Origin of the sequence: Kitasatospora sp. NPDC094028 (assembly GCF_049543595.1) — a bacterium.
Taxonomy (GTDB): Bacteria; Actinomycetota; Actinomycetes; order Streptomycetales; family Streptomycetaceae; genus Kitasatospora.
In genome coordinates this window covers 274,980-300,741 of the sequence record NZ_JBMVFA010000007.1, presented here as the reverse complement: position 1 = coordinate 300,741, position 25,762 = coordinate 274,980, and the positions used below count along the sequence as shown (strand labels likewise).

Annotated in this window: 3 protein-coding genes; all 3 read right to left on the bottom strand. The window is 75.4% G+C overall.

Translation table 11 applies throughout. From position 1 onward, the window contains the following. Positions 1-8,187, bottom strand: coding sequence for a type I polyketide synthase (locus ACPC54_RS14590; protein ID WP_498964879.1), 8,187 nt, complete (start codon positions 8,185-8,187; stop codon positions 1-3). Between the two features lie 151 nt (positions 8,188-8,338). Then, on the bottom strand, positions 8,339-19,027 hold the full coding sequence (locus ACPC54_RS14585) for an SDR family NAD(P)-dependent oxidoreductase (protein WP_498964877.1): 10,689 nt from the start codon (positions 19,025-19,027) through the stop codon (positions 8,339-8,341). After that, positions 19,024-25,500 (bottom strand): type I polyketide synthase, encoded by a 6,477-nt coding sequence (locus tag ACPC54_RS14580; RefSeq protein ID WP_498964955.1) that lies wholly within the window; start codon positions 25,498-25,500, stop codon positions 19,024-19,026. The genes ACPC54_RS14585 and ACPC54_RS14580 overlap by 4 nt, the downstream gene beginning before the upstream one ends. Between the last annotated feature and the right edge of the window lie 262 nt (positions 25,501-25,762).

Here is a 25,762-nt window from a genome sequence, read left to right as displayed (position 1 = left end):
CTACTCATTCATCGCGCGCTGGATGAGGTCGTCGAGGTCCAGGCCGTCGATCTCGTCATCCAACTGGTCGGCTGCCAGGTCCTCGTCGCCCGCCGGCAGGTCCGCGTCGGGCTCGTCCTTCGGGAACAGCAGCTCCTGGATCCGGACCGCCAGCGTCGCCGGGGTCGGGTAGTTGAAGATCACCGTCGCGGGGAGCTGGACCCCGGTGTCCTTCTTGACCTGGTTGCGGAACTCCATGCCGCTCAGCGAGTCGAAGCCGATCTCGTTGAAGGACATCTCGGCGTCGATGTCGTCGACGTCCGGGTAGCCCAGCACCACGGCGGCGGTGGAGAGCAGCAGGTCCAGCAGCTGGGTGCGCTGCTCGTCGGGCATCAGGTCCGCCAGCCGCTGGGCGATCGCCGGTCCGCTCCGGTCCTCGACGGGCTGCGGCCGGGCCGGGACCAGTCCGCGCAGCAGCGCGGGCACCGACTCCTGCTGGCGCAGCGCGGCCACGTCGAGCACGACGGGCACCGCCACCGCGGTGTCGAGGGCGAGCGAGGCGTCGAACAGCGCGGCGCCCTTCGCGGCGTCCAGCGGCACCATCCCGCTGCGCCGGAACCGCGCCAGGTCGGCCTGGCCGAGGGTGCCGGCCATGCCCAGCTCCCACGGGCCCCACGCCAGCGACGCCGCCGGCAGGCCGGCGGCCGCGCGGTGCGCGGCCAGGGCGTCCAGGAACGCGTTGGCCGCGGCGTAGTTGGCCTGGCCGGCGTTGCCGAGCGTCCCGACGACGGACGAGTACAGGACGAAGGCCGACAGGCCCAGGTCCGCGGTCAGCTCGTGCAGGTGCCAGGCGGCGTCGACCTTCGGCGCGAACACCCGGCCCAGCTGGTCCGGCGTCAGCGAATCCGCGGCGCCGTCGTCGAGCACGCCCGCCAGGTGGACGACCGCGGTCAGCGGCGCCCCGGCCGGGATCCGCGCGAGCTCGTCGGCGAGCGCGGCCCGGTCGGTCACGTCGCAGGCGGCCTGCGTGACGCCCGCGCCGAGCGCGGTCAGCTCCGCGGCCAGTTCGGCCGCACCCGGTGCCGCCGATCCGCGCCGGCTGAGTAGCAGCAGGTGCCGCACGCCGTGCTCGGCCACCAGGTGCCGGGCGAACAGCGCGCCGAGCGCGCCGGTGGCGCCGGTGAGCAGCACCGTCCCCTCCGGGTCCCACGCCGGGGCCGCGGCCCGCGCGGTCGGCGCGGGGGTCAGCCGCGGCACGTACGCCACGCCGCCGCGCAGGGCCAGCTGCGGCTCGCCGGACAGGTCCAGCGCCTCCAGCGCCCGCAGCGACGCCTGCTCCCCGTCGGTGTCGACCAGGACGAACCGGCCCGGGTGCTCGGCCTGCACCGAGCGCAGCAGGCCCCAGACCGGCGCGACGGACAGGTCGGGCGACTCGTCCCGGGTGACCGCCACCGCGCCACGCGTCACGACCACCAGCGGGTGCTGGTCGGAGCGCTCGTCGCGCAGCCGCTTCTGCACCAGGTCGAGCACCCGCTGCGCGGTCGCCCGCGCCGCCGCGGGAACGTCCGCGCCGGCCGCCGGGGCCACGTGGGCGAACTCGAACTCCGGCGCGGTGGCGCCGGAGGCGGCCGCCTCCAGCGCCGTCCAGTCGACGGCGTACAGGGCGTCGGCGGTCTTCCCGCCGGACAACTGCTCGACGGACGCCGGCATCAGCGACAGCGACTCCACGGACAGCACCGGGGTGCCGGCGGGGCCGGAGATCTGCACCGACACCTCGTGGGCGTCCTTGCGGGCGATCCGGACCCGCAGGTCCGTGCCGCCGGGCGCGTGGCCGGTCACCCCGGACCAGGCGTACGGCAGCAGCACCCGGCCGGGCTCCGAGCCGGTCAGCAGCGACAGCATCGGGTGCAGCGCCGCGTCGAACAGGGCCGGGTGCACGGCGAACCCGGCCGAGGCGCGGGGGACGTCGGCGGGCAGCCGGACCTCGCCGTAGACCTCGTCGTCCAGCCGCCACAGGGCGCGCAGGCCCTGGAAGGCCGGGCCGTAGACGTAGCCGCGGTCGACCAGCTCCGGGTAGAAGCCGGCCAGCTCGACCGGCGTGGCGCCCGCGGGCGGCCACACCTCGGAGCCGGACGGGTCGGGCACCGGGCCCGCCCCGGTGGCCAGGAAACCGGTCGCGTGCGTGGTCCACGCGCCCGTCGCCGAGGACGGACGCGAGTGGATGCCGATCGGGCGACGGCCCGACTCCTCGGGCGCGCCGACGATGATCTGGAGCCGGACGGGCTCCTCGCCGAGGACCAGCGGGGCCAGGAGGGTCAGCTCCTCCACGCTCCGGCAGCCGGCGCCGTCCAGGGTCTGCAGCGCCGCCTCGACGAAGCCCGTGCCGGGGAAGACCACGTTGCCGAAGATGGCGTGGTCGGCCAGCCAGGGGTCGTCGGCCGGCGAGACCAGGCCGCTGAGGAACAGCTGGTCGCCGACCGCGAGGTCGGTGGCGCCGGCGAGGAACGGGTGCTCGACCGCGGCGAGACCGGCGCTGCCGACGTCGCCCTGCGGCTTCGCGCGCTGCGCCCAGTAACGCTGCCGGTCGAAGGCGTAGGTGGGCAGGTCGACGTGGCGCCCGGCGGCGCCGACGGCGCCGAGGTAGGACTGCCAGTCGACCGGCACGCCCGCGACGTGCAGGCGCGCCAACGCCTCGGCCGCGGCCCGGGGTTCGGACCGGTCCTTGCGGACGACCGGGACCACCGGCAGGTCCGGCGCCGAGTCGGCCAGGGTCTCCCGCGCCATCGCGGACAGGACGCCGTCCGGGCCGACCTCGACCAGGACCTCGGCCCCGGCCGCCACCGCGGCGCGCACGCCGTCCGCGAACCGCACGGCCTCGCGCACGTGGCGCACCCAGTACTCCGGCTGCTCCAGCGCGCCGTCCTCGGCGAGGGAGCCGGTGACGTTGGAGACCACCGGGATGCGCGGCGCCGCGTAGGACACCGACCGCGCGACCTCGCGGAACTCGGCCAGCATCGGCTCCATCAGCGGCGAGTGGAACGCGTGCGAGACCCGCAGCCGGGTCGTCTTGCGGCCCATCGCGGCGAGCGTCGTCTCGACCTCGGCGACCGCGTCCTCGGCGCCGGAGACCACCGCGGAGGTGGGGCTGTTCACCGCGGCGATCGAGACGGACTCCTCGTAGCCCTCCAGCGCGTCGGCGACCTCGTCCTCGTCGGCCTGGACGGCCAGCATGGTCCCGCCGCGGGGCAGGGCCTGCATCAGCCGGCCGCGGGCGGCGACCAGACGTGCCGCGTCGGCGAGCGAGAAGACCCCCGCCACGTGCGCGGCGGCCAGTTCGCCGATCGAGTGCCCGACCAGGACGGACGGGGTGACGCCCAGCGACTCCAGCAGCCGGAACGCGGCCACCTCGAAGGCGAACAGGGCCGGCTGCGTCATCGCCGTCTCGTTCAGCAGCGAGGCCCGCTCGGAGTCGGGCTCGGCCGCCACCACGTCGTCGATCGCGTGCTCCAGCAGCGGGTCCAGCTCGGCGCAGACCTCGCGCCAGGCCGCGGCGAACGCCGGGAACGTCGCGACCAGTTCGCGGCTCATGCCGAGGCGCTGGCTGCCCTGCCCGGAGAACAGGACGCCGACGCCGGGCGCCGTCGCCGCACTGCCCGTGACCACGGCCGCGGAGCGGTCGCCTCGGGCCAGCGCGTCCAGCCCGGCCAGCAGTTCCTCCCGGCCGGAGCCGAGCACCACCGCGCGGTGGTCGAACGCCGTCCGGTCGGCGGCCAGCGAGTGCGCCAGGTCGGCCACCCGCGGCGCCGGCTCGGCGGACGCCGCGGCGTGCAGCCGCTTCGCCTGCCCGGCCAGCGCGCGCTGGCCGCGCGCCGAGACCAGCCACGGCACGAGGCCGGTCGGCTCCTGCTCCTCGGCCGGCTGCGCCGACTCGACGGGGTCGCCCTGTTCGAGGATGACGTGCGCGTTGGTGCCGCTGATCCCGAAGGACGAGACACCGGCCCGGCGCGGCCGCTCGGTGGCCGGCCACTGCTGCTGCTCGGTGAGCAGCTCCACCGCGCCCGACGACCAGTCGACCTGGTGGGTCGGCGCCGCGGCGTGCAGCGTGCGCGGCAGGACGCCGTGCCGCATCGCCATGATCATCTTGATCGCGCCCGCGGCGCCCGCCGCGGCCTGGGTGTGCCCGATGTTGGACTTCACCGACCCCAGCCAGAGCGGCTGTTCGCGGTCCTGCCCGTACGTGGCCAGCAGCGCCTGGGCCTCGATCGGGTCACCCAGGGAGGTGCCGGTGCCGTGCGCCTCGACCGCGTCGACGTCCGCCGGGGACAGGCCCCCGCCGGCCAGCGCCTGGCGGATGACCCGCTCCTGCGACGGCCCGTTCGGGGCGGTGAGCCCGTTGCTCTCGCCGTCCTGGTTGACCGCGCTGCCGCGCAGCACGGCCAGCACCCGGTGCCCGTTGCGCCGCGCGTCGGAGAGGCGCTCCAGCACCAGCACGCCGACGCCCTCGGACCAGCCGGTGCCGTCCGCCTCGTCGGAGAACGCCTTGCAGCGGCCGTCCGCGGCGAGCCCGTTCTGGCGCGCGAACTCGATGAACATGCCGGGCGTCGACATCACCGTCACGCCGCCCGCCAGGGCCAGCGAGCAGTCACCCGAGCGCAGGGACTGCGCCGCCAGGTGCATCGCCACCAGCGAGGACGAGCACGCCGTGTCGACGCTCACCGCCGGGCCCTCCAGGCCCAGCGCGTAGGCGACCCGGCCGGAGACCACACTGGTGGCGCTGCCGGTCAGGGCGTGGCCGCCGAGGTTGTCGGGGACGTCCTCCAGGTGCGGCAGGTAGTCCTGGGCCATGGCGCCGATGAAGACGCCCGTCCGGCTGCGGCGCAGCGCCGCCGGGTCCTGGCCGGCGCTCTCCAGCGCCTCCCAGGCCGTCTCCAGCACGAGCCGCTGCTGCGGGTCCATCGCCAGCGCCTCGCGCGGGCTGATCCGGAAGAAGGCGGCGTCGAAGTCCGCGGCGCCGGCCAGGAAGCCGCCCCAGCGCGGGAAGTCCGCGCCGGGCGCCACCTGCCAGCCGCGGTCCTCGGGGAAGCCGGTGATCGCGTCGCCGCCCTCGGAGACCAGCCGCCACAGCTCCTCCGGCGAGTTCACGCCGCCGGGGAGCCGGCAGGCCATGCCGACGACCGCGATCGGGTCGTCGGCCTGCGCGGCGGGGGTGAGCGCGGCGTCCGCCTCGTGGGCGGCGCGGTCGGTGTCGGGCCCGGACAGCTGCTCGCGCATGTGCCGGACGACCGCGCCGGGGGTCGGGTGGTCGAACAGCAGCGAGGTCGGCATCCGCAGGCCGGCCGCGGTGTTCAGCCGGTTGCGCAGCTCGACGGCCGTCACCGAGTCGAAGCCGAGCTCCTTGAAGGTGTTGTCGGCCCCGATCAGCGCCGGGTCGGGGTGGCCGAGGACCACCGCGGCCTGCGAGCGGACCAGCTTCCACAGGTCCTGCTCGCGCATCCCGGCGGGCTCCGCCCGGACGGGCCCGGCGTCCCGGGGGGCCTCGGCGCTCGCCAGGCCCGCCGACTGCGGCACGGGCAGCGACCCCTGCGGGCCGGAGACCCAGTACGGCTGCCGTTCGAAGGCGTAGGTGGGCAGTTCCACCCGCCGGGCGCCCGCGAGGGCCGGCCGCCAGTCGACCGGCAGGCCCAGCGCGTACAGCTCGGCCATGGACAGCAGCAGGCGGCGGGCCTCGTCCTCGCCCCGGCGCAGCGTGCCCTGGACCACCGCGGCGCCCTCGACGCCCGCGGCGGCCACCGTGTCCTCCAGCGGCGTGGTCAGCACCGGGTGCGGGCTGATCTCCAGGAAGACGCGGTACCCGTCCTCGGCCAGCGCCGTGATGGTCTCCGACAGCCGAACCGGCTGACGCAGGTTGCGGTACCAGTACTCGGCGTCCAGCTCGGCCGCCTCCGCCGGGGCGGCGGTGACCGTCGAGTAGAACGCGACGCCGCTGTCGGTCGCCGTGATGCCCTCGGCGGCCCGCAGCACCTCGGCCCGGATCGCCTCCACGTGGGAGGAGTGGGACGCGTAGTCGACCGGGATGACCTTGGCGCGGATCCCCTTCGCCTCGCACTCGGCCACGACCTCGCGCACCGCGTCGACGGCGCCGGCGATCACGACCGCGTTCGGGCCGTTCACCGCCGCGACCGAGACCCGCGACTCGTCCACCTGGTCGGCGGGCATCGCCAGCGAGGCCAGCGTGCCGCGGCCGGAGAGCCCGGCGTCGATGGCCAGGCTGCGCCCGACGACCAGCCGGAGCCCGTCGGCCAGCGAGATCAGGCCGGCCGCGCAGGCGGCCGCGATCTCGCCCTGGGAGTGCCCCACGACCGCGTCGGGCAGCACACCGGCCGAACGCCACACCTCGGCCAGCGAGACCATGACGGAGAAGAGCGCGGGCTGGACCACGTCCACCCGGGCCAGCGCCGCCTCGTCGCCGAGCACGTCCCGCAGCGACCAGTCGACGAGGCCGCCGAGCAGCCGCTCGCACTCGTCCATGCGGGCACCGAACACCGGGGACGACTCCCACAGGCCCCGGGCCATGCCGACCCACTGGGAGCCCTGGCCGGGGAAGACCCACACCACGCCGCGGCCGGTCTCGGCGACGGAGCCCGCCACGACGGCCGACGACGGCTCGCCCGCGGACAGCGCCGTGAGGCCGTCCAGCAGTTCGGCGCGGTCCGCGGCGACCACGACGCCGCGGTGCTTGAGCGCCGAACGGGTCGTCACCGTGGAGTGGCCGACATCGGCCGGGCGCAGCTCGGGCCGGGACTCCAGCCACTGCCGCAGCCGTTCGGCCTGGGCCCGGACGGCGGTGGCGGACGCGCCCGAGACCACGACGGGCACCGCGGTGCCCTGCGCCGGGGCGTCCTCGGCCGGCGCCTCCTGCGCCGGGGCGTCCTGGGCAGGGGCGTCCGTCGGTTCGGGGGCGGCGACGACCAGGTGGCAGTTGGTGCCGCCGACGCCGAAGGAGCTGACGCCGGCCAGCCGCGGGCCCTCGGGCCACGGCCGGGCCTCGGCGTTGACCCGCAGCTTCCACTGCTCCAGCGGGATGTCCGGGTTCGGGCTCGTGTAGTTGAGGCTCGCCGGGAGGACCCCGTGCTTCATCGACAGCGCGACCTTGATCAGGCCGAGCACGCCGGAGGCCGGTTCGAGGTGGCCGATGTTGGTCTTCACCGAGCCGACCAGCAGCGGCTGTCCGGCGTCGCGGGCGCTGCCGAGCACCGAGCCGAGGGCGCTCGCCTCGACCGGGTCGCCCACCTTGGTGCCGGTGCCGTGCAGTTCGACGTAGGCCACCTGCTCCGGGTCGACCCCGGCCCGGTCGTACGCCTGCCGCAGCAGCGCCTGCTGCGCGTCGCGGTCGGGGACGGTCAGGGCCTGGCCGGCGCCGTCGTGGTTGACGGCGCCGCCGAGCAGCACGCAGTAGACCGGGTCGCCGTCGGCGACGGCGTCGGCGAGGCGCTTGAGGACGACCACGCCGGCGCCCTCGCCGCGGACGAAGCCGTTGGCGCGGGCGTCGAAGGTGTAGCTGCGGCCGTCCGGCGACAGCGCGCCGGAGCGGGCGAAGGCGAGGGTGCTCTCCGGGGCCAGGTTGAGGTGCACGCCGCCGGCGAGGGCGAGCCGGGCGGCGCCCGAGCGCAGGCTCTCGCAGGCCATCTGCACGGCGACCAGCGAGGAGGACTGGACGGTGTCGACGGTCAGGCTGGGCCCGTGCAGCCCGAGCCGGTGCGACACCCGGTTGGCGATCAGGCCCCGGCTCAGACCGGCGATGGAGTGGTGGGACAGCGCGTCGGCGCCGTGCCGGTGCACCAGCGAGGCGTAGTCGTCGCCGGTGGCGCCGAGGAAGACGGCGGTGGCGCTGCCGTGCAGGCTGTCCGGCGGCAGGTAGGCGTCCTCCAGGGCGTCCCAGCTCAGTTCGAGCACCATCCGCTGGCGCGGGTCCATCGCGGCGGCCTCGCGCGGGGAGATCCCGAAGAACCCGGCGTCGAAGTCGGCGACGCGGTCGAGGAACCCTCCCCGGCGGAACGGTGCCAGCTCCGGGACGTCGTGGCTGCGGCCCGCGGGCGGCTCGGTGATCGCGTCCTCGCCGTTGTGCAACATCCGCCAGAAGGCGTGGATGTCCTCGGCGCCAGGGACGCGGCAGGCCATCCCGACCACGGCGACGGCACGGTCGTCCATCGGGATCCTCCGGTCATCGGGCCGACGATCGGCCTCATTCACGTGCATAAGTTTCGGAACTCCCCGTCCCCAAAGGCAGATAAGCGGTGGTGCTCGACCGGCGACGCCCGGGTGCGGCCGCGTGGACCGCGACCGCACCCGGGCGGCCCCGTCAGGCCTCGCCGAACTCGGCGTCGAGCAACCGGAAGACCTCGTCGGCCGTCGTGGCCGCCTCGATCAGTTCGTTCTGGCTCTGACCGCCGCCGCTGTCGGTGAGGGCGGCCAGCATCGCGCGCAGCTGACCCGCGACCCGCTGCTGCTCGCCGGGATCGGCCGCGGTGAGCAGGCCTTCGAGCTTCTTCAACTCCTGGTCGATGAGCGGTTCCTCGGCCCCGACGCCGATCTCGGCGAGGAGCAGCTGGGCGACCGCCAACGGCGTCGGGTGGTCGAAGATCAGCGTCGCGGGCAACCGCACCCCCGCCGCCTGGTTCAGCCGGTTGCGCAGGGCGACCGCGCCCAGCGAGTCGAACCCGAGCTCCTGGAACGGCCGCTCCGGCTCGATCGCGGCGGCGGAGGCGTGGCCGAGCACGGCCGCGACCTGCGCCTGGACCAGCTCCAGCACCACCCGTTCCCGGCCGACCTCGGCCACGCCGGCCAGTCGCTGGGCCAGCGACGCGCCGACCGGCTCCGGGCGGCGGGCCGGCATCCTGACCAGTCCGCGCAGCAGCGCGGGGAGCCGGTCCGCCCGGGCCTGGACCCGCAGCGCGGCCGTGTCCAACTGGACCGGAACCAGCAGCGGCGCGTCGAACTCGGCGGCCTGGTCGAACAGTTCCAGCCCGAGCTCGGTCGGCAGCGCGACGGAACCCATCTCCGCCAGCCGGGCGAGCTCGGCCTCGCCGAGGTGGCCGGTCATGCCGGTCGCGTCCGCCCACAGGCCCCAGGCCAGCGAGGTGGCCGGCAGGCCGGCCGCGCGCCGCTGGTGGGCGAGGGCGTCGAGGGTGGCGTTGGCCGCCGCGTAGTTCGCCTGACCGGGGCTGCCGATCATCGCGGCCATCGAGGAGAACAGCACGAACGCGGACAGCTCGGTCCCGGCGGTCAGCTCGTGCAGGTGCCAGGCGGCGTCGACCTTCGGCCGCATCACCCGGTCCAGCTGCTCGGCGGTCAGCGACTCGACCAGGCCGTCGTCCATCACGCCGGCCGCGTGCACGACCGCCGTCAGCGGGTGCTCCAGGCCGGCGATCAGCTCGGCGAGCCGGCCGCGGTCGGCGACGTCGCAGGCGGCCACCCGGGCCTCGGCGCCGAGCGCCTCCAGCTCGGCGACCAGCTCGGCCACGCCCTCGGCGGCCGGGCCGCGACGGCTGACCAGCAGCAGGTGCCGGGCTTCGTGCCGCTCGGCCAGGTGCCTGGCGAAGCGCGCGCCCAGACCGCCCGTGCCGCCGGTGATCAGCACCGTGCCGTCCGGGGCCGGGGACCATGCGGCGCCCGGCGTGGCCGACTCGGCGCGGACCAGGCGCGGCGCCAGCAACGCGCCCTTGCGGACGGCCAGTTGCGGCTCGTCCAGACCGAGCAGCGACTCCCAGCCGGGCTCGCCGTTGCCGTCCAGGTCCACCAGGACGAAGCGCCCGGGGTGCTCGGACTGGGCGCTGCGGAGCAGACCCCACACCGGGGACTGCGCCACGTCGGGCGACTCCTCGCCCACCGCGACCGCGCCCCGGGTCACCACGACCAGCCGGGCGTCGCCCAGCCGGTCGCTCGCCAGCCAGCGCCGCACCAGCTCCAGCGCCCGGCCCGCGGTCACCCGCGCGGCCTCGGCCCGGTCGGCGGCACCGGCCGGGGACTCGATCCCGGCGAGGACCGCGTCCGGCACGGCCGCGCCATCGGCGAGGGCCTTCTCCAGCGCGTCCAGGTCCGCGAACCGCTCGCCCAGATCGGCCACCTCGCCGAGGATCGCCACCCGGGCCGGCTGCGCGGCTCCGGCCGGCACCGGCACCCAGTCGACCCGGTACAGCGAACGCTGCCCGTTCTGGCGGGCGGCCTCCAGCTGCGCCTGCTCCACCGGGCGGACGTCGAGCCGCTCCACGCTGGCGATCGGCAGGCCGTCCTCGCCCGCGATCTCCAGCCGCAGCGCGTTCTCGTTGGCCAGGCCGATCCGCACCCGCAGCCGGCTGAGACCGGGGCGGTCGATCCGCACCCCGGACCAGGAGAACGGCAGCCCGCCCTGGGCGTTGTCGCCCTGGTCGAGCATGCCGAGCCCGCCGTGCAGCGCGGAGTCGAACAGCGCGGGGTGCAGGCCGAACCCCTGGGCGGAGCCCGCGACCTCGGGCAGCACCAGCTCGGTGTAGACGTCCTCGCCGAGGCGCCAGGCCGCCTGCACCGCCCGGAAGGCGGGGCCGTAGTCGAAGCCCAGGTCGGTCAGGTGCGCGTGCTCGTTCACCCCGGCGTAGAGCGTTTCCACCGGGATCGGCTGGGCGCCGGCCGGCGGCCACTGCAGGGGGAACGGGGTCGCGGGCGGGGCCTCGGTGGCGAGCCAGCCGCGGGCGTGGCAGGTGGTCTCCGGCTGGCCGTCCTGGCCGCCGGTCTCGGGGCGGGAGAACACGGCCAGTTCGCGGCGGCCGTCGTCGCCGGGCTGGCCGACGGTGACCTGGACGTGGCGCGCGGTGTCCTCGTCGAGGATGAGCGGGGCCTCGATGACCAGCTCGTCCAGGACGGGGCAGCCGACCGTCTCACCGGCGGTGAGGGCCATCTCGACCAGGGCGGTGCCGGGGACGAGGACCATGCCGAAGACGACGTGGTCGCGGGTCCAGGGCTGGGCGTCGATCGACAGGCGGCCGGTGAACAGCCACTCGTCGCGGTCGCCCAGCTGCGCGGCCGCGGCCAGCACCGGGTGCTCGACCCGGCCGAGCCCGGCGGCCGAGGCGTCCCCGGCCTTGGCGCTCGGGGTCAGCCAGAACCGCTCGCGCTGGAACGCGTACGTCGGCAGCTGCACCTGCTGGGCGCCGGTGGCGGCGAAGAACGCGGGCCAGTCGACCACGACGCCGTTCACGTGCGCCTCGGCGAGCGAGGCCGCGAACCGGCGCAGACCGCCCTCCTCGCGGCGCAGCGAACCCACTACCGACACCCGGCCGTTGGCCTCCGCCGCCTCGACGGTGTCCTCCACGGCCATGGTCAGCACCGGGTGCGGGGACATCTCCAGGAAGCAGCCGGTGCCGTTGTCGATCAGCGCCCGGATGGCCGGCTCGAAGCCGACCTGGCCGCGCAGGTTCTTGTACCAGTAGTCGGCGTCCATCACCGCGGTGTCGATGAACTCGCCGACCACCGTGGAGTAGAACGGCACCCGGCCGCTCGTCGGCTCGACCGGGGCGAGCACCTCCAGCAGGTCGGTCTCGATGATCTCGACCTGCTGCGAGTGCGAGGCGTAGTCCACCTTGACCTTGCGGGCCCGGACGCCGTCGCGCTCGCAGGCCTCGAACACCTCGTCCAGCGCGCCGGGTTCACCGGCGACGACGACGGCGGCCGGGCCGTTCACGGCGGCCACCGAGAGGCGGCCCGCGTACGGCTTCAGCAGCTCCTCGACCCGGTCGACGGGCAGCGGGACGGACATCATGCCGCCGAGCCCGGCGAGCTTGTCGCGGACCAGCTGGCTGCGCACGGCCACGATCCGGGCCGCGTCGCGCAGCGACAGCCCGCCCGCGACGTACGCGGCGGCGATCTCGCCCTGCGAGTGGCCGACCACGGCCGAGGGCTCGACGCCGTACGAGCGCCACAGCGCCGCGAGCGACACCATGACGGCGAACAGCGCGGGCTGGACGACGTCCACCCGCTCGAACGTGGGGGCGCCCTCGGCGCCGCGCAGGACGTCCTCCAGGCTCCAGTCGACGAACTCGGCCAGCGCCTCGCCGCAGGCGGCGATCTCCGCCGCGAACACCGGCGAGGAGTCCAGCAGTTCGACGGCCATGCCGACCCACTGCGCACCCTGGCCGGGGAACACGAACACCGGCTTGCTGCCGAGCACCTGGCCCTCGACGACGTTGGCGGCGGGCTCCGCGGTGGCGAGGGCCGCCAGGCCGGCGAGCAGCTCCTGACGGTCGCCGGCCACCACGGCGGCGCGGCGCTCCAGCTGGGCCCGCGTCGTGGCCGCCGAGAAACCGGCGTCCAGCGGCGACACCTCGGGCCGGGCGAGCAGGTGCGCCCGCAGGCGGTCGGCCTGCTCGCGCAGCGCCGCCTCGCTCCGGCCGGACAGCAGCACCGGCACCGCCGGCAGCGGACGGGACGCGTCCCGGGCCGGAGCCCGGTCCTCGACCGGCGCCTCCTCCAGGATGACGTGCGCGTTGGTGCCGCTCACGCCGAAGGACGACACGCCCGCGCGCCGCGGCCGCTCCGTCTCCGGCCACTTCCGCGCCTCGGTCAGCAGCTCGACCTCGCCGGAGGCCCAGTCGACGTGCGGCGAGGGCGCGTCCACGTGCAGGGTCTGCGGCAGCACGCCGTTGCGCAGCGCCATGACCATCTTGATCACGCCGGCCACACCGGCCGCCGCCGAGGTGTGCCCGATGTTGGACTTGATCGAGCCGAGCAGCAGCGGGCCGTCGGTCCGCTCGCGCCCGTAGGTCGCCAGCAGCGCCTGGGCCTCGATCGGGTCACCGAGCTTGGTGCCGGTGCCGTGGCCCTCGACGGCGTCCACGTCGGACGCCTTGAGCCCGGCGTTCGCCAGCGCCTGCCGGATGACCCGCTCCTGGGACGGGCCGTTCGGCGCGGTCAGGCCGTTGCTCGCGCCGTCCTGGTTGACCGCGCCGCCCCGGATCAGGCCCAGGACGCGGTGGCCGTTGCGGCGGGCGTCCGACAGGCGCTCCACCACGATCTGGCCCGCGCCGTCGGCGAACCCGGTGCCGTCCGCCGAGGACGCGTACGCCCGGCAGCGCCCGTCCGGCGAGACCGCCCGCTGGCGGCTGAACTCGGTGAGCAGGTACGGGCCGGCGAGCACGGTCACGCCGCCGACCAGCGCCATCGAGCACTCGTTGTTGCGCAGCGCCTGGGAGGCCAGGTGCAGGGCGACCAGCGAGGAGGAGCAGGCGGTGTCCACCGACAGCGAGGGCCCCTCCAGGCCCAGGGTGTAGGAGATCCGGCCCGACGCGACGGCGGTCGTGTTGCCGGTCAGGCGGTAGCCCTCCATCTCCGGCGTCATCGCGTCGCCGTAGTCGGTGGTGACCACACCGCAGAAGACGCCGGTGTCGCTGCCCTTGAGGGTCAGCGGGTCGATGCCGGCGTCCTCGAACGCCTCCCAGGCCGTCTCCAGCAGCAGCCGCTGCTGCGGGTCCATCGCGAGCGCCTCGCGCGGCGAGATGCCGAAGAACTCGGCGTCGAACTCGCCGACGCGGTCCAGGAATCCGCCGCCGCGGGTGGACACCTTGCCGAGCTGGTCCGGGTCCGGGTCGTAGACGTCGCCCCAGCCGCGGTCGGTCGGCAGGCCCGAGATCGCGTCCCGGCCGGACATGACCAGCTCCCACAGCTCGTCCGGCGAGGTCACGCCGCCCGGGTATCGGCAGCTCATGCCGATGATCGCCAGCGGCTCGTCGGTGGCCGTCCGCCGCCGCGGCCGGGCCGCGGGGCGCGCGGCCTCCGTGACCGCGCCGACCTCGGTGAGGATCAGCCGGGCGACGGCCACCGGGGTGGGGTGGTCGAAGATCAGCGTGGCGGGCAGCCGCACCTCGGTGGCCTGGGTGAGCCGGTTGCGCAGCTCGACGGCGCTGAGCGAGTCGAACCCGAGGTCCTTGAAGCTCCGTTCGGCGCCGACCGCGCCCGCGGACGCGTGCCCGAGGACGGAGGCGACCTGCGCCTGCACCAGTTCGAGCACCACGCGTTCCCGGTCGGCCTCGGCCACCTCGGCGAGGCGCTGCGCCAGCGACCCGCCCGCCGCGGCGCGGCGGGCCGGCACCCGGACCAGTCCGCGCAGCAGGGCCGGCAGCAGCCCGGACCGGGCCTGCACCCGCAGGGCGGCCGGGTCCAGCCGGACGGGCGCCAGCAGGGCGGCGTCCGTGGTGAGGGCCTGGTCGAACAGCTCCAGCCCGAGCTCGGTCGGCAGCGCGCCGACACCCATCCGCTCCAGCCGGGCCAGCTCGGCCTCGTCCAGTTCGCCGGTCATGCCGGTCGCGTCCGCCCACAGGCCCCAGGCCAGCGAGGTGGCCGGCAGGCCGGCCGCGCGCCGGGTGGCGGCGAGGGCGTCGAGGGTGGCGTTGGCGGCGGCGTAGTTCGCCTGGCCGGGGCTGCCGATCAGGGCGGCCACCGAGGAGAACAGCACGAACGCCGAGAGGTCCAGGTCCTTGGTCAGCTCGTGCAGGTGCCAGGCGGCGTCCGCCTTCGGGCGCATGACGCGCTCGACCTGCTCGGCGGTCAGCGACTCGACGACGCCGTCGGCCAGGACGCCGGCCGCGTGCACGACCGCCGTCAGCGGGTGCTCCAGGCCGGCGATCAGCTCGGCGAGCCGGTCGCGGTCGGCGACGTCGCAGGCGGCCACCCGGGCCTCGGCGCCGAGCGCCTCCAGCTCGGCGACCAGCTCGGCCACGCCCTCGGCGGCCGGGCCGCGACGGCTGACCAGCAGCAGGTGCCGGGCCCCGCGCCGCTCGGCCAGGTGCCTGGCGAAGCGTGCACCGAGACCGCCCGTGCCGCCGGTGATCAGCACCGTGCCGTCCGGGGCCGGGGACCATGCGGCACCCGGTGCGGACGTCTCGGCGCGGACCAGGCGCGGCGCCAGCAACGCGCCCTTGCGGACGGCCAGTTGCGGTTCGTCGGAGGCGAGTGCGCCGCTCCAGTCCGGCTCGCCGTCGCCGTCCAGGTCCACCAGGACGAAGCGCCCGGGGTGCTCGGACTGGGCGCTGTGCACCAGGCCCCACACCGGGGACTGCGCCACGTCGGGCGCTTCCTCGCCCACGGCGACGGCGCCCCGGGTCGCCACGACCAGCCGGGCGTCGCCCAGCCGGTCGCTCGCCAGCCAGCGCTGCACCAGCTCCAGCGCCCGGACGGCGGTCACCCGCGCGGCCTCGGCCGGGTCGGCGGCACCGGCCGGGGTCTCGATCGTGGCGACGACCGCCTGCGGCGCCTCGGCGCCCTCGGCGAGGGCCGCCTCCAGTGCGGCCAGGTCCGCGTGCTCCCCGCCCGCGCCCAGCACCGCGAGGCGGACCGGCGCGGCGGCGCCCTCGGCCGCGACCGCGGCCCAGTCGAGCCGGAACAGCGCGTTCGGGCGGCCCTGCCGGGTGCCTTCGAGCGCCGCCTGCTGGACCGGGCGGACGATGAGGGAGCGTGCGGAGACGACGGGGGTGCCGTCCGGGTCGACGGCGTCCAGGCGCAGCGAGGTGCCGCCGGTCATGGTGGAGCGGACGCGCAGGCGGGTGGCGCCGGTGCGGTCGAGCTGCACGCCGTTCCAGCTGAACGGCATGAGGTGGGCGCCGGAGCTGTTCTCGGTGAGCAGGATGACGCCGCTCTGGAGGGCGGAGTCGAAGAGCGCGGGGTGGATGCCGAAGCCTTCGTGGCCCTCGGGCAGGGTGACCTCGGCGTAGGTCTCGTCGCCGTCGCGCCAGACGGCCTCGACGCCGTGGAAGAGCGGGCCGTAGTCGTAGCCGATGTCGGCGAGGCGGGTGTACAGCTCCTCGACCGGCAGCGGCTCGGCGTCCTGCGGCGGCCACTGCTCGGGCCAGTCCGCCACGGGCGCCGCGTCGGCACCCAGCACGCCCCGGGCGTGGCAGGTGATGTCGCGCTCGCCGTCCTCCGCGTCGGTCTCCGGGCGCGAGTAGAGCGCCACGTCGCGGCGGCCGTCCTCGGCGGGCTCGCCGAGGGTGACCTGCAGCTGGCGGGTGACGCCGTCCTCCAGGATCAGCGGCGATTCGAGCACCAGCTCGTCCACCACCGGCACGCCGACCCGGCGGCCGGCGGCGATGGCCAGCTCGACCAGCGCGACGCCGGGCACGACCATGGTGCCGAGGAGGATGTGCTCGGCGGCCCAGGGCTGGCTCTCGGTGGAGACGCGGCCGGTGAACACCCACTCGTCGCGGTCGCCGACCGAGACCGCCGCCGCCAGCAGCGGGTGGTCCATGCGGCCGAGACCGGCCGCGACCGCGTCCGCCGTTCCGGCGTTCGGGGCGAGCCAGAAGCGCTCGCGCTGGAAGGCGTAGGTCGGCAGGTCGACGGTTCCGGCGCCGGTGCCCGCGTAGAAGGCGGCCCAGTCGACGGCCGAACCGGCGGTGTGGGCCTGGCCGAGGAAGCCGGCGAAGGTCTCGCGGTCCTCCTGCTTGGCGCGCAGGGCGGCCGCGAACGCGGCGTCGGCGCTCTCGTCGACGCACTGGCGGGCCATGGCGGTCAGGACGGCGTCGGGGCCGAGTTCCAGGAAGCGGCGAACGCCCAGCTCCCACAGGGTGGTCACGCCGTCGGCGAAGCGCACGGCCTGGCGCACGTGGCGCACCCAGTACTCGGCGTCGAAGGCCTCGACCAGGGCGCCGGTGACGTTGGAGACCACCGGGATGGCCGGCTCGGCGTAGGTCAACTTCTCGGCGACCGTACGGAATTCGGCCAGCATGGGTTCCATGCGGGGCGAGTGGAAGGCGTGCGAGACCCGCAGGCGGGTGGTCTTGCGGCCCTCGACCTTCGGCAGCCACTCCTCGACGGCGTCCGCGTCGCCCGAGACGACCAGCGCGGTGGGCGCGTTGATCGCGGCGATCTCCAGCCGGCCCTCGAACCCGGCCAGCGACTCGGCGACCTCCGCCTCGGTGGCCTGCACGGCCACCATCGCGCCACCGGCGGGCAGCGCACCCATCAACCGGCCGCGCGCGACGACGAGTTCGGCGGCGTCGGCCAGCGACAGCACCCCGGCCACATGCGCGGCCGCGATCTCCCCGACCGAGTGGCCGACCAGGTAGTCGGCGCGCAGGCCGAGCGAGTCGGCCAGCCGGAACAGGGCGACCTCGACCGCGAACAGTGCGGCCTGGGTGAACTCGGTGGAGTTCAGCTCCTCGCCACCGGCCGCGATCAACTCCCGGACGGAACGGCCCAGTCGGGCATCCAGCTCGGCGCAGACCTCGGTCAGCGCCCGCTCGAACACCGGGAAGGTACCGGCGAGTTCGAGGCCCATCCCGGCCCGCTGCGAGCCCTGGCCGGTGAACAGGAACGCCGACTTGCCGCCGACACCCGGCGTCCCGGCCGCGACCGCGGCCAGGCGCTCGATCAGCTCGTCGCGCCCGGCGGCGACGACGACCGCACGCCGCTCCAGCAGCGCCCGCGAGGCGACCGAGGAGTGGGCGACGTCGGCGACGGACAGCTCGGGCCGCGCCAGCAGGTGCGCGCGCAGCCGCTCGGCCTGGGCCTTCAGCGCCGCGTCGGTGCGGGCGGAGAGCACCACCGGCACCGTGCCGGCGGGCCGGACGACCTCGGCCTCGGGGGCCTCGGCGGGCTCGTCCGCGGGGGCTTCCTCGACGATGAGGTGCGCGTTGGTGCCGCTGACGCCGAAGGAGGACACGCCCGCGCGACGCGGCCGCTCACCGGCCGGCCAGTCCCGGGCCTCGGTCAGCAGCTCGACCCGGCCCGAGTCCCACTCCACGTGCGGGGACGGCTCGTTGACGTGCAGCGTGGCGGGCAGCACGTTGTTGCGCATCGCCATGACCATCTTGATCACACCCGCGACACCGGCCGCCGCCGAGGTGTGCCCGATGTTCGACTTGATCGAGCCGAGCCACAGCGGCTCGTCCCCGGCCCGCTCGCGCCCGTAGGTCGCCAGCAGCGCGTGCGCCTCGATCGGGTCACCGAGCTTGGTCCCGGTGCCGTGACCCTCGACGGCATCGACCTCCGCCGCCGACAGGCCGGCGCTGGCCAGCGCCTGACGGATCACCCGCTCCTGCGACGGACCGCTCGGCGCCGTCAGCCCGTTGCTCGCACCGTCCTGGTTGACCGCGCTGCCACGGATCAGGCCGAGAATGCGGCGCCCGTTGCGCCGCGCGTCCGACAGCCGCTCCAGCACGACCAGGCCCACGCCGTCCGAGAAGCCGGTGCCGTCCGCGTCGGACGAGTACGCCTTGCAGCGCCCGTCCGGCGCCAGCCCGCGCTGGCGGCTGAACTCCACGAACAGGAACGGCCCGGCCAGCACCGTCACACCACCGGCGAGCGCCAGCGAGCACTCCCCGGCCCGCAGCGCGTTCGCCGCCAGGTGCATGGCCACCAGCGACGACGAGCAGGCGGTGTCCACCGACACCGCCGGGCCCTCCAGGCCCAGCGAGTAGGCGACCCGCCCGGACATCACGCTGCTCTGCGTGCCGGTGACCCGGAAGCCCTCCAGCTCCGGCAGCGTGGACGGCCCGTAGTCCGAGGACACGGTGCCCGCGTAGATGCCGGTGTCGCTGCCCTTGAGCGAGGACGGGTCGATGCCCGCGTCCTCCAGCGCCTCCCACGCCGTCTCCAGCGTCAGCCGCTGCGTCGGGTCCATCGCCAGCGCCTCACGCGGCGAGATCCCGAAGAAGTCCGCGTCGAAGGTCGTCGCCGTGTCGACGAAACCGCCCTCGACGGCGTACGCGCTGCCCGGCCGCTCCGGGTCCTGGTCGTACAGCTTCTCCAGGTCCCAGCCACGGTCGGTCGGGAACGGGCCCATCCCGTCCCGGCCCTCGGCGACCAGCTGCCACAGCTCCTCGGGCGAGGTCACCCCGCCCGCGAACCGGCAGCTCATGCCGACGATCGCGATCGGCTCGACGGCGCGCTGCTCCAGGTCGCGCACCCGCCGGTTGGCGGTGCGCAGCTCGTTGGTGACGCGCTTGAGGTAGGTACGGAGTTTCTGTTCGTCGCTCATGGTTCCGCTCATCGGTCCGCTGCGGCCGTCGTCGTTCTTCCCGGTCATGCGGATCCGAGCTCCTTGTCGATCAGGTCGAACATGTCGCTGTCAGAGGCGAAGTCGAGGTCGTCCTCGAAGGTGTCGTCGTCATCGGCGTCCTCGGCGCCGGTGGTGCTGAGCAGGGCGCGGAGCCGGTTGCTGAGCGAGCGCAGCCGCGGTTCGGCGCTGGCGATCTGCTTCTCGTGGCCGGAGACCGCGATCAGCAGGGCTTCCAGCCGCTGCAGTTCCTGCTCCAGCGGCGAGGGCTGCTCGACGCCGCCCGTCCCGCCGACCAGGGACAGGATCAGCCGCGCCGCCTCGACCGGGGTCGGGTGGTCGAAGACCAGCGTGGCGGGCAGCCGGAGGCCGGCCACCTGGCTGAGCCGGTTGCGCAGCTCGACCGCGGCCAGCGAGTCGAAGCCGAGGTCCTTGAAGGCCCGCCCGGGCTCGATCGCCGCGCCGGAGGCGTGGCCGAGCACGGAGGCGACCTGCGCCAGGACCACGTCGAGGACGACCTGCTCCTGGTCCGCCTCGGCCACGCCGGCCAGCCGCTGTGCCAGCGACCCGCCCGTGGACTCCCTCCGGCGGGCCGGGGTGCGCACCAGCCCGCGCAGCAGCGCCGGCAGCATCCCCGCCCGCGCCTGCACCCGCAGGGCGGCCAGGTCCAGCTGGATCGGCACCAGCAGCGCGGCGTCCAACCGCAGCGACTCGTCGAACAGTTCGAGGCCGAGGTCGGCGGAGAGCGCGCCGATGCCGGTCCGCTCCATCCGGGCGAGGTCGGCCTCGTCCAGTTCGCCGGTCATGCCGGTCGCGTCCGCCCACAGGCCCCAGGCCAGCGAGGTGGCCGGCAGGCCGGCCGCGCGCCGGGTGGCGGCGAGGGCGTCGAGGGCGGCGTTGGCGGCGGCGTAGTTCGCCTGGCCGGGGTTGCCCAGCTGCGCGGCGGCGGAGGAGAACAGCACGAAGGCCGCCAGCTCCGTCCCCGCGGTGAGCTCGTGCAGGTTCCAGGCCGCGTCCACCTTCGGGCGCATCACCCGGGCCACCTGTTCGGTGGTCAGCGACTCGACGACGCCGTCGTCCAGCACGCCGGCCGCGTGCACGACCGCGGTCAGCGGCCGCTCCAGGGAGCCGAGCAGGGCGGCCAGTTGGTCGCGGTCGGTGACGTCGCAGGCGGCCACCCGGGCCTCGGCGCCGCGCTCCTCCAACTCGGCGACCAGCTTGTCCACGCCCTCGGCGGCCGGGCCGCGCCGGCTGACCAGCAGCAGGTGCCTGGCCCCGCGCCGCTCGACCAGGTGCTTGGCGAAGAGGGCGCCGAGGCCGCCGGTGCCACCGGTGATCAGGACGGTGCCCTCGGGGTCGAGCGGCGCCGGCACGGTCAGTACGACCTTGCCGGTGTTGCGGCCCTCGCGCAGGTAGCGGAAGGCCTCCTGGCCCCGGCGCACGTCCCAGGAGCGGATCGGCGAGGGGACGAGCACCTTGCGCTCGAACAGCGCGGCGAGCTCGACCAGCATCTCCTGGATGCGCTCCGGCCCGGCCTGGGCGACCAGGTCGTACGAGCGGTAGCGCACCCCGGCGTGCTGCCGGGCGACGGCCTCCGGGTCGCGCAGGTCGGTCTTGCCCATCTCCAGGAAGCGGCCGCCGCGCGGCAGCAGCTCCAGCGAGGCGTCGACGAACTCGCCGGCCAGCGAGTTCAGCACCACGTCCATGCCCGTGCCGCCGGTCGCCTCCCGGAAGGCGTCCCGGAAGCCCAGGTCGCGGGAGTTGGCGATCCGCTCGGTGGGCACGTCCAGCGCCCGCACGGCGTCCCACTTGGCGGGGCTGGCGGTCGCGAAGATCTCCGCGCCGAAGTGGTGGGCGAGCTGGATCGCGGCCATACCGACACCGCCGGCCGCCGCGTGCACCAGCAGCTTCTCGCCCGCCTGGAGGTCGGCCAGGTCGACCAGGCCGTAGTAGGCGGTCAGGTAGACGACGGGGATGGCCGCCGCCTCGGCGAAGGTCAGCCCGGCCGGCATCGGCGCGACGGTGCGCCGGTCGGCCACCGTGACCGGCCCGAAGGCGTCCGTGACCAGGCCGAACACCCGGTCGCCCGGAGCCAGGTCGGTCACCCCGGTGCCGACCTCCAGCACCACGCCCGCGGCCTCGCTGCCCAGCGGCGCCTCGCCCGGGTACATGCCGAGCGCGATCAGCACGTCACGGAAGTTCAGGCCCGCGGCCCGCACTCCGATCCGCACCTCGCCCGCGCCCAGCGGCCGGCCGGCCTCGGACGGGACGATCGCCAGGTTCTCCAGCGAGCCCTTCCGGGTGATCGCCAGCCGCCACAGGTCGTCGGCCGCCGCGGCGGGCGCGCGACCGAGTCGCGGCGCCGTCAACCGGCCTTCGCGCAGGGCGAGTTGCGGCTCGTCGAGGTCGAGGAGGGCGCCCCACTGCGGCTCGTCGCCGCCGTCGTGGTCCACCAGGACGAAGCGCCCGGGGTGCTCGGACTGGGCGCTGCGGAGCAGGCCCCACACCGGGGACTGCGCCAGATCGGGCGTCTCGTCGCCCACGGCGACGGCGTTCCGGGTCACCACGACCAGTCGGGCGTCCCCCAGCCACTCGCTCGCCAGCCAGCGCTGCACCAGCTCCAGCGCGCCGCCCGCGGTCGCCAGCACGGCCTCCGCCGTACCGCCCGCCGCGGCCGGGCTCCCGAACCCGGCGAGGACCGCCTCCGGCGCGGCCGCGCCATCGGCGACGGCCTTCTCCAGCGCCGCCAGGTCCGCGTACCGCTCGGCTTCCGCCGCCAGGCCGTCGAGGGCCGACGGGTCGCCGAGGACGGCCAGCCGCACCGGCTTCGCGGACTCGGTCGTGACCGTGGCCCAGTCGACCTGGAACAGCGGGTTCTGCTTGCCGCGCTGGGCGCTTTCGAGCTGCCCCGGGTCGGTCGGGCGCAGGGCGAGGGTGCCGACCGTCACCACGGTGGCGCCGGTGTCGTCGACCGCGTCGATCCGCAGGGCGGACTCGCCCGCCGACCCGATCCGCACCCGCACCCGGGTGAGGCCGGCCCGGCCGAGCTGCACGCCCGACCAGGAGAACGGCAGGTCGACCGACGCGCCCGCGTCCTTGTCCAGCATGCTGGCGTGCAGCGCGGCGTCGAACAGCGCCGGGTGCAGGCCGAAGCCGTCGGTCCCGGCGTCGTCGGGCAGCGCCACCTCGGCGTACACCTCGGAGCCGAGCCGCCAGGCCGCCTGCACGCCCTGGAACAGCGGCCCGTAGTCGAGGCCGAGGTCGGCCAGCTGCGGGTAGAACGCGTCGACGGGGACGGGCTGGGCGCCGGCCGGCGGCCAGTGCGGGGGGAAGGGGGCCGGGGTGTCGGCCTCGGTGGCGAGCCAGCCGCGGGCGTGGCAGGTGGTCTCGGTCTGGCCGTCCTGGCCGCCGGTCTCGGGGCGGGAGAAGACGGCCAGTTCGCGGCGGCCGTCGTCGCCGGGCTGGCCGACGGTGACCTGGACGTGGCGCGCGGTGTCCTCGTCGAGGATGAGCGGGGCCTCGATGATCAGCTCGTCCAGGACGGGGCAGCCGACCGTCTCACCGGCGGTGAGGGCCATCTCGACCAGGGCGGTGCCGGGGACGAGGACCATGCCGAAGACGACGTGGTCGCGGGTCCAGGGCTGGGTGTCGATCGACAGGCGGCCGGTGAACAGCCACTCGTCGCGGTCGCCCAGCTGCGCGGCCGCGGCCAGCACCGGGTGCTCGACCCGGCCGAGCCCGGCGGCCGAGGCGTCCCCGGCCTTGGCGCTCGGGGTCAGCCAGTACCGCTCGCGCTGGAACGCGTAGGTCGGCAGCTGCACCTGCTGGGCGCCGGTGGCGGCGTAGAACGCGGGCCAGTCGACGGTGAGGCCGTTCACGTGCGCCGCACCGAGCGAGATCGCGAAGCGCTGCAGGCCGCCCTCGTCGCGGCGCAGCGAGCCGACCACGCCGACGCGGTTCTGGGCGCCGTGGGCCTGAGCCGTCTCCTCGACGGCCATGGTCAGCACCGGGTGCGGGGAGACCTCGACGAAGAAGCTCGCGCCGGTGTCGATCAGCGCGCGGAGCGCGGGCTCGAAGCCGACGCGGCCGCGCAGGTTCCCGTACCAGTAGGCGGCGTCCAGCGTGCTGGTGTCGATGAAGCCGCCGGTGGCGGTGGAGTAGAACGGGATCTGCCCGGAGACCGGCGCGATCGGCGCCAGCACGTCCAGCAGCTCCGTCTCGATGGCCTCGACCTGCGCCGAGTGGGAGGCGTAGTCCACGTTGACCTTGCGGGCGCGGATGCCGTCGCGCTCGCAGCCGGCGATCATCTCGTCCAGCGCGGCGGGCTCACCGGCGATGACCACCGTCGCGGGGCCGTTCACCGCGGCGATCGAGATCCGGCCCCCGTACGGCTTCAGCAGTTCCTCGGCGCGTTCCGCCGGCAGGGCCACCGAGACCATGCCGCCCCGGCCCGCCAGCCGGTCCAGGACCAGCCGGCTGCGCAGCGCCACGACCCGGGCGCCGTCGCGCAGCGACAGGCCGCCCGCGACGCACGCGGCGGCGATCTCGCCCTGGGAGTGGCCGACCACGGCCGAGGGCTCGACGCCGTACGAGCGCCACAGCGCCGCCAGCGACACCATCACCGCCCACAGCGCGGGCTGGACGACGTCCACCCGCTCGAACGTGGGGGCGCCCTCGGCGCCGCGCAGGACGTCCTCCAGGCTCCAGTCGACGAACTCGGCCAGCGCCGCACCGCAGGCGGCGATCGACTCGGCGAACACCGGCGCGGAGTCCAGCAGTTCGACGGCCATGCCGACCCACTGCGCACCCTGGCCGGGGAAGACGAACACGGCCTTGCCGTTGCCCGGCCGGCCTTCGAGCACGTGCGCCGCGGGGTCGGCCGCGGTGAGGGCGGCGAGGCCGCCCAGCAGCGCGCCGCGGTCGGCGGCCACCACGACGGCGCGGTGCTCCAGCTGCGCGCGCGTCGTCACCGAGGAGAAGCCGATGTCCAGGACGGAGATGTCCGGGTGGGCGATCATGCGGGCCCGCAGGCGGTCGGCCTGCTCGCGCAGCGCCGCCTCGCTCCGGGCGGAGAGCAGCACCGGCGTCACCGCCGGCGTGCCCACGGCGTCCTCGACCGGCTTCGGCTCCTCGGCCGGGGCCTCCTCCAGGATGACGTGCGCGTTGGTGCCGCTGATCCCGAACGAGGACACGCCCGCGCGCCGCGGCCGCTCCGTGACCGGCCACTTCTGCGCCTCGGTCAGCAGCTCGACCTCGCCGGAGGCCCAGTCGACGTGCGGCGAGGGCGCGTCCACGTGCAGCGTGGCGGGCAGCGTCTCGTGCCGCAGCGCCATGACCATCTTGATGACGCCGGCCGCGCCGGCCGCCGCCATCGTGTGGCCGATGTTGGACTTGATCGAGCCGAGCCGCAGCGGGCCGTCGGTCCGCTCGCGGCCGTAGGTCGCCAGCAGGGCCTCGGCCTCGATCGGGTCGCCGAGCGTGGTGCCGGTGCCGTGGCCCTCGACGGCGTCCACGTCGGACGCCTTGAGCCCGGCGTTCGCCAGCGCCTGCCGGATGACCCGCTCCTGCGAGGGGCCGTTCGGCGCGGTCAGGCCGTTGCTCGCGCCGTCCTGGTTGACGGCCGTGCCGCGCACCAGGGCCAGGACGCGGTGACCGTTGCGGCGCGCGTCCGACAGCCGCTCCAGCAGCAGCAGGCCGGAGCCCTCGCCCCAGGCCACGCCGTCCGCGGCGGCCGCGTACGCCTTGCACAGCCCGTCCACCGACAGCGCCCGCTGCCGGCTGAACTCGATGAAGTTGTTCGGCCGCGGGTGCACCGTCACGCCGCCGACCAGCGCCAGCGAGCACTCGCGCGCCCGCAGGGACTTGGCCGCCAGGTCCACGGCGACGAGCGAGGAGGAGCAGGCGGTGTCCACCGACACCGCGGGGCCCTCGAAGCCGAAGGTGTAGCTGATCCGGCCGGAGGCGACGCTGCCGGCGGCGGCGGTCGGGAGGTAGCCCTCGATCTCGGCGTTGCGGTCGCTCATGCCCGCGACGAAGCCGTAGTCCTGGAACATGACGCCGCAGAAGACGCCGGTGTCGCTGCCCTTGAGGGTCAGCGGGTCGATGCCGGCGTCCTCGAACGCCTCCCAGGCCGTCTCCAGCAGCAGCCGCTGCTGCGGGTCCATCGCGAGCGCCTCGCGCGGCGAGATGCCGAAGAACTCGGCGTCGAACTCGCCGACGCGGTCCACGAATCCGCCGCTGCGCGTGTAGGAGGTGCCCGGGTGGTCCGGGTCCGGGTCGTAGAGCCGCTCCAGGTCCCAGCCGCGGTCGTCCGGGAACTCGGAGATCCCGACGCGCTCCTTCGCCAGCAGCTCCCACAGCTCCTCCGGCGACGTCACACCGCCCGGGAAGCGGCAGCTCATGCCGACGATCGCCAGTGGCTCGCCCGCACGGTCGAGAAGCTGCTGGTTCTGCCGCCGGAGGCGCTCGGTTTCCTTGAGCGTCTGCCGGAGGGCCCCGACGATGTCCTTCTGATCGGCGGCCATGCGTACTCCTTCACGTCTGGGCGCACAGCGGCGACCAGGTCCTCGACTGCTCTCATGCCACGCGTGTGTGGGCCGTCCGGATCAGGGTTCGGTTGGTGACCGATCGACGCAGCCACCCCGGCAGCCGGCACGCCGTCGGGCCGGCAATTCCCCCGCCATGGCGAATTCCCCGTCATGGGCCGAGTGTCAGCAGGCCCGCGAGTGACAGTACGCACCTTCGTGTGCGGTCATGAGAGCGTTG

What these genes read in the sequence shown, in the direction of transcription:
- ACPC54_RS14590 (WP_498964879.1), bottom strand. Translation starts at nt 8,187, where the DNA reads ATGGACGACCGTGCCGTCGCCGTGGTCGGGATGGCCTGCCGCGTCCCT.
- ACPC54_RS14585 (WP_498964877.1), bottom strand. Translation starts at nt 19,027, where the DNA reads ATGACCGGGAAGAACGACGACGGCCGCAGCGGACCGATGAGCGGAACC.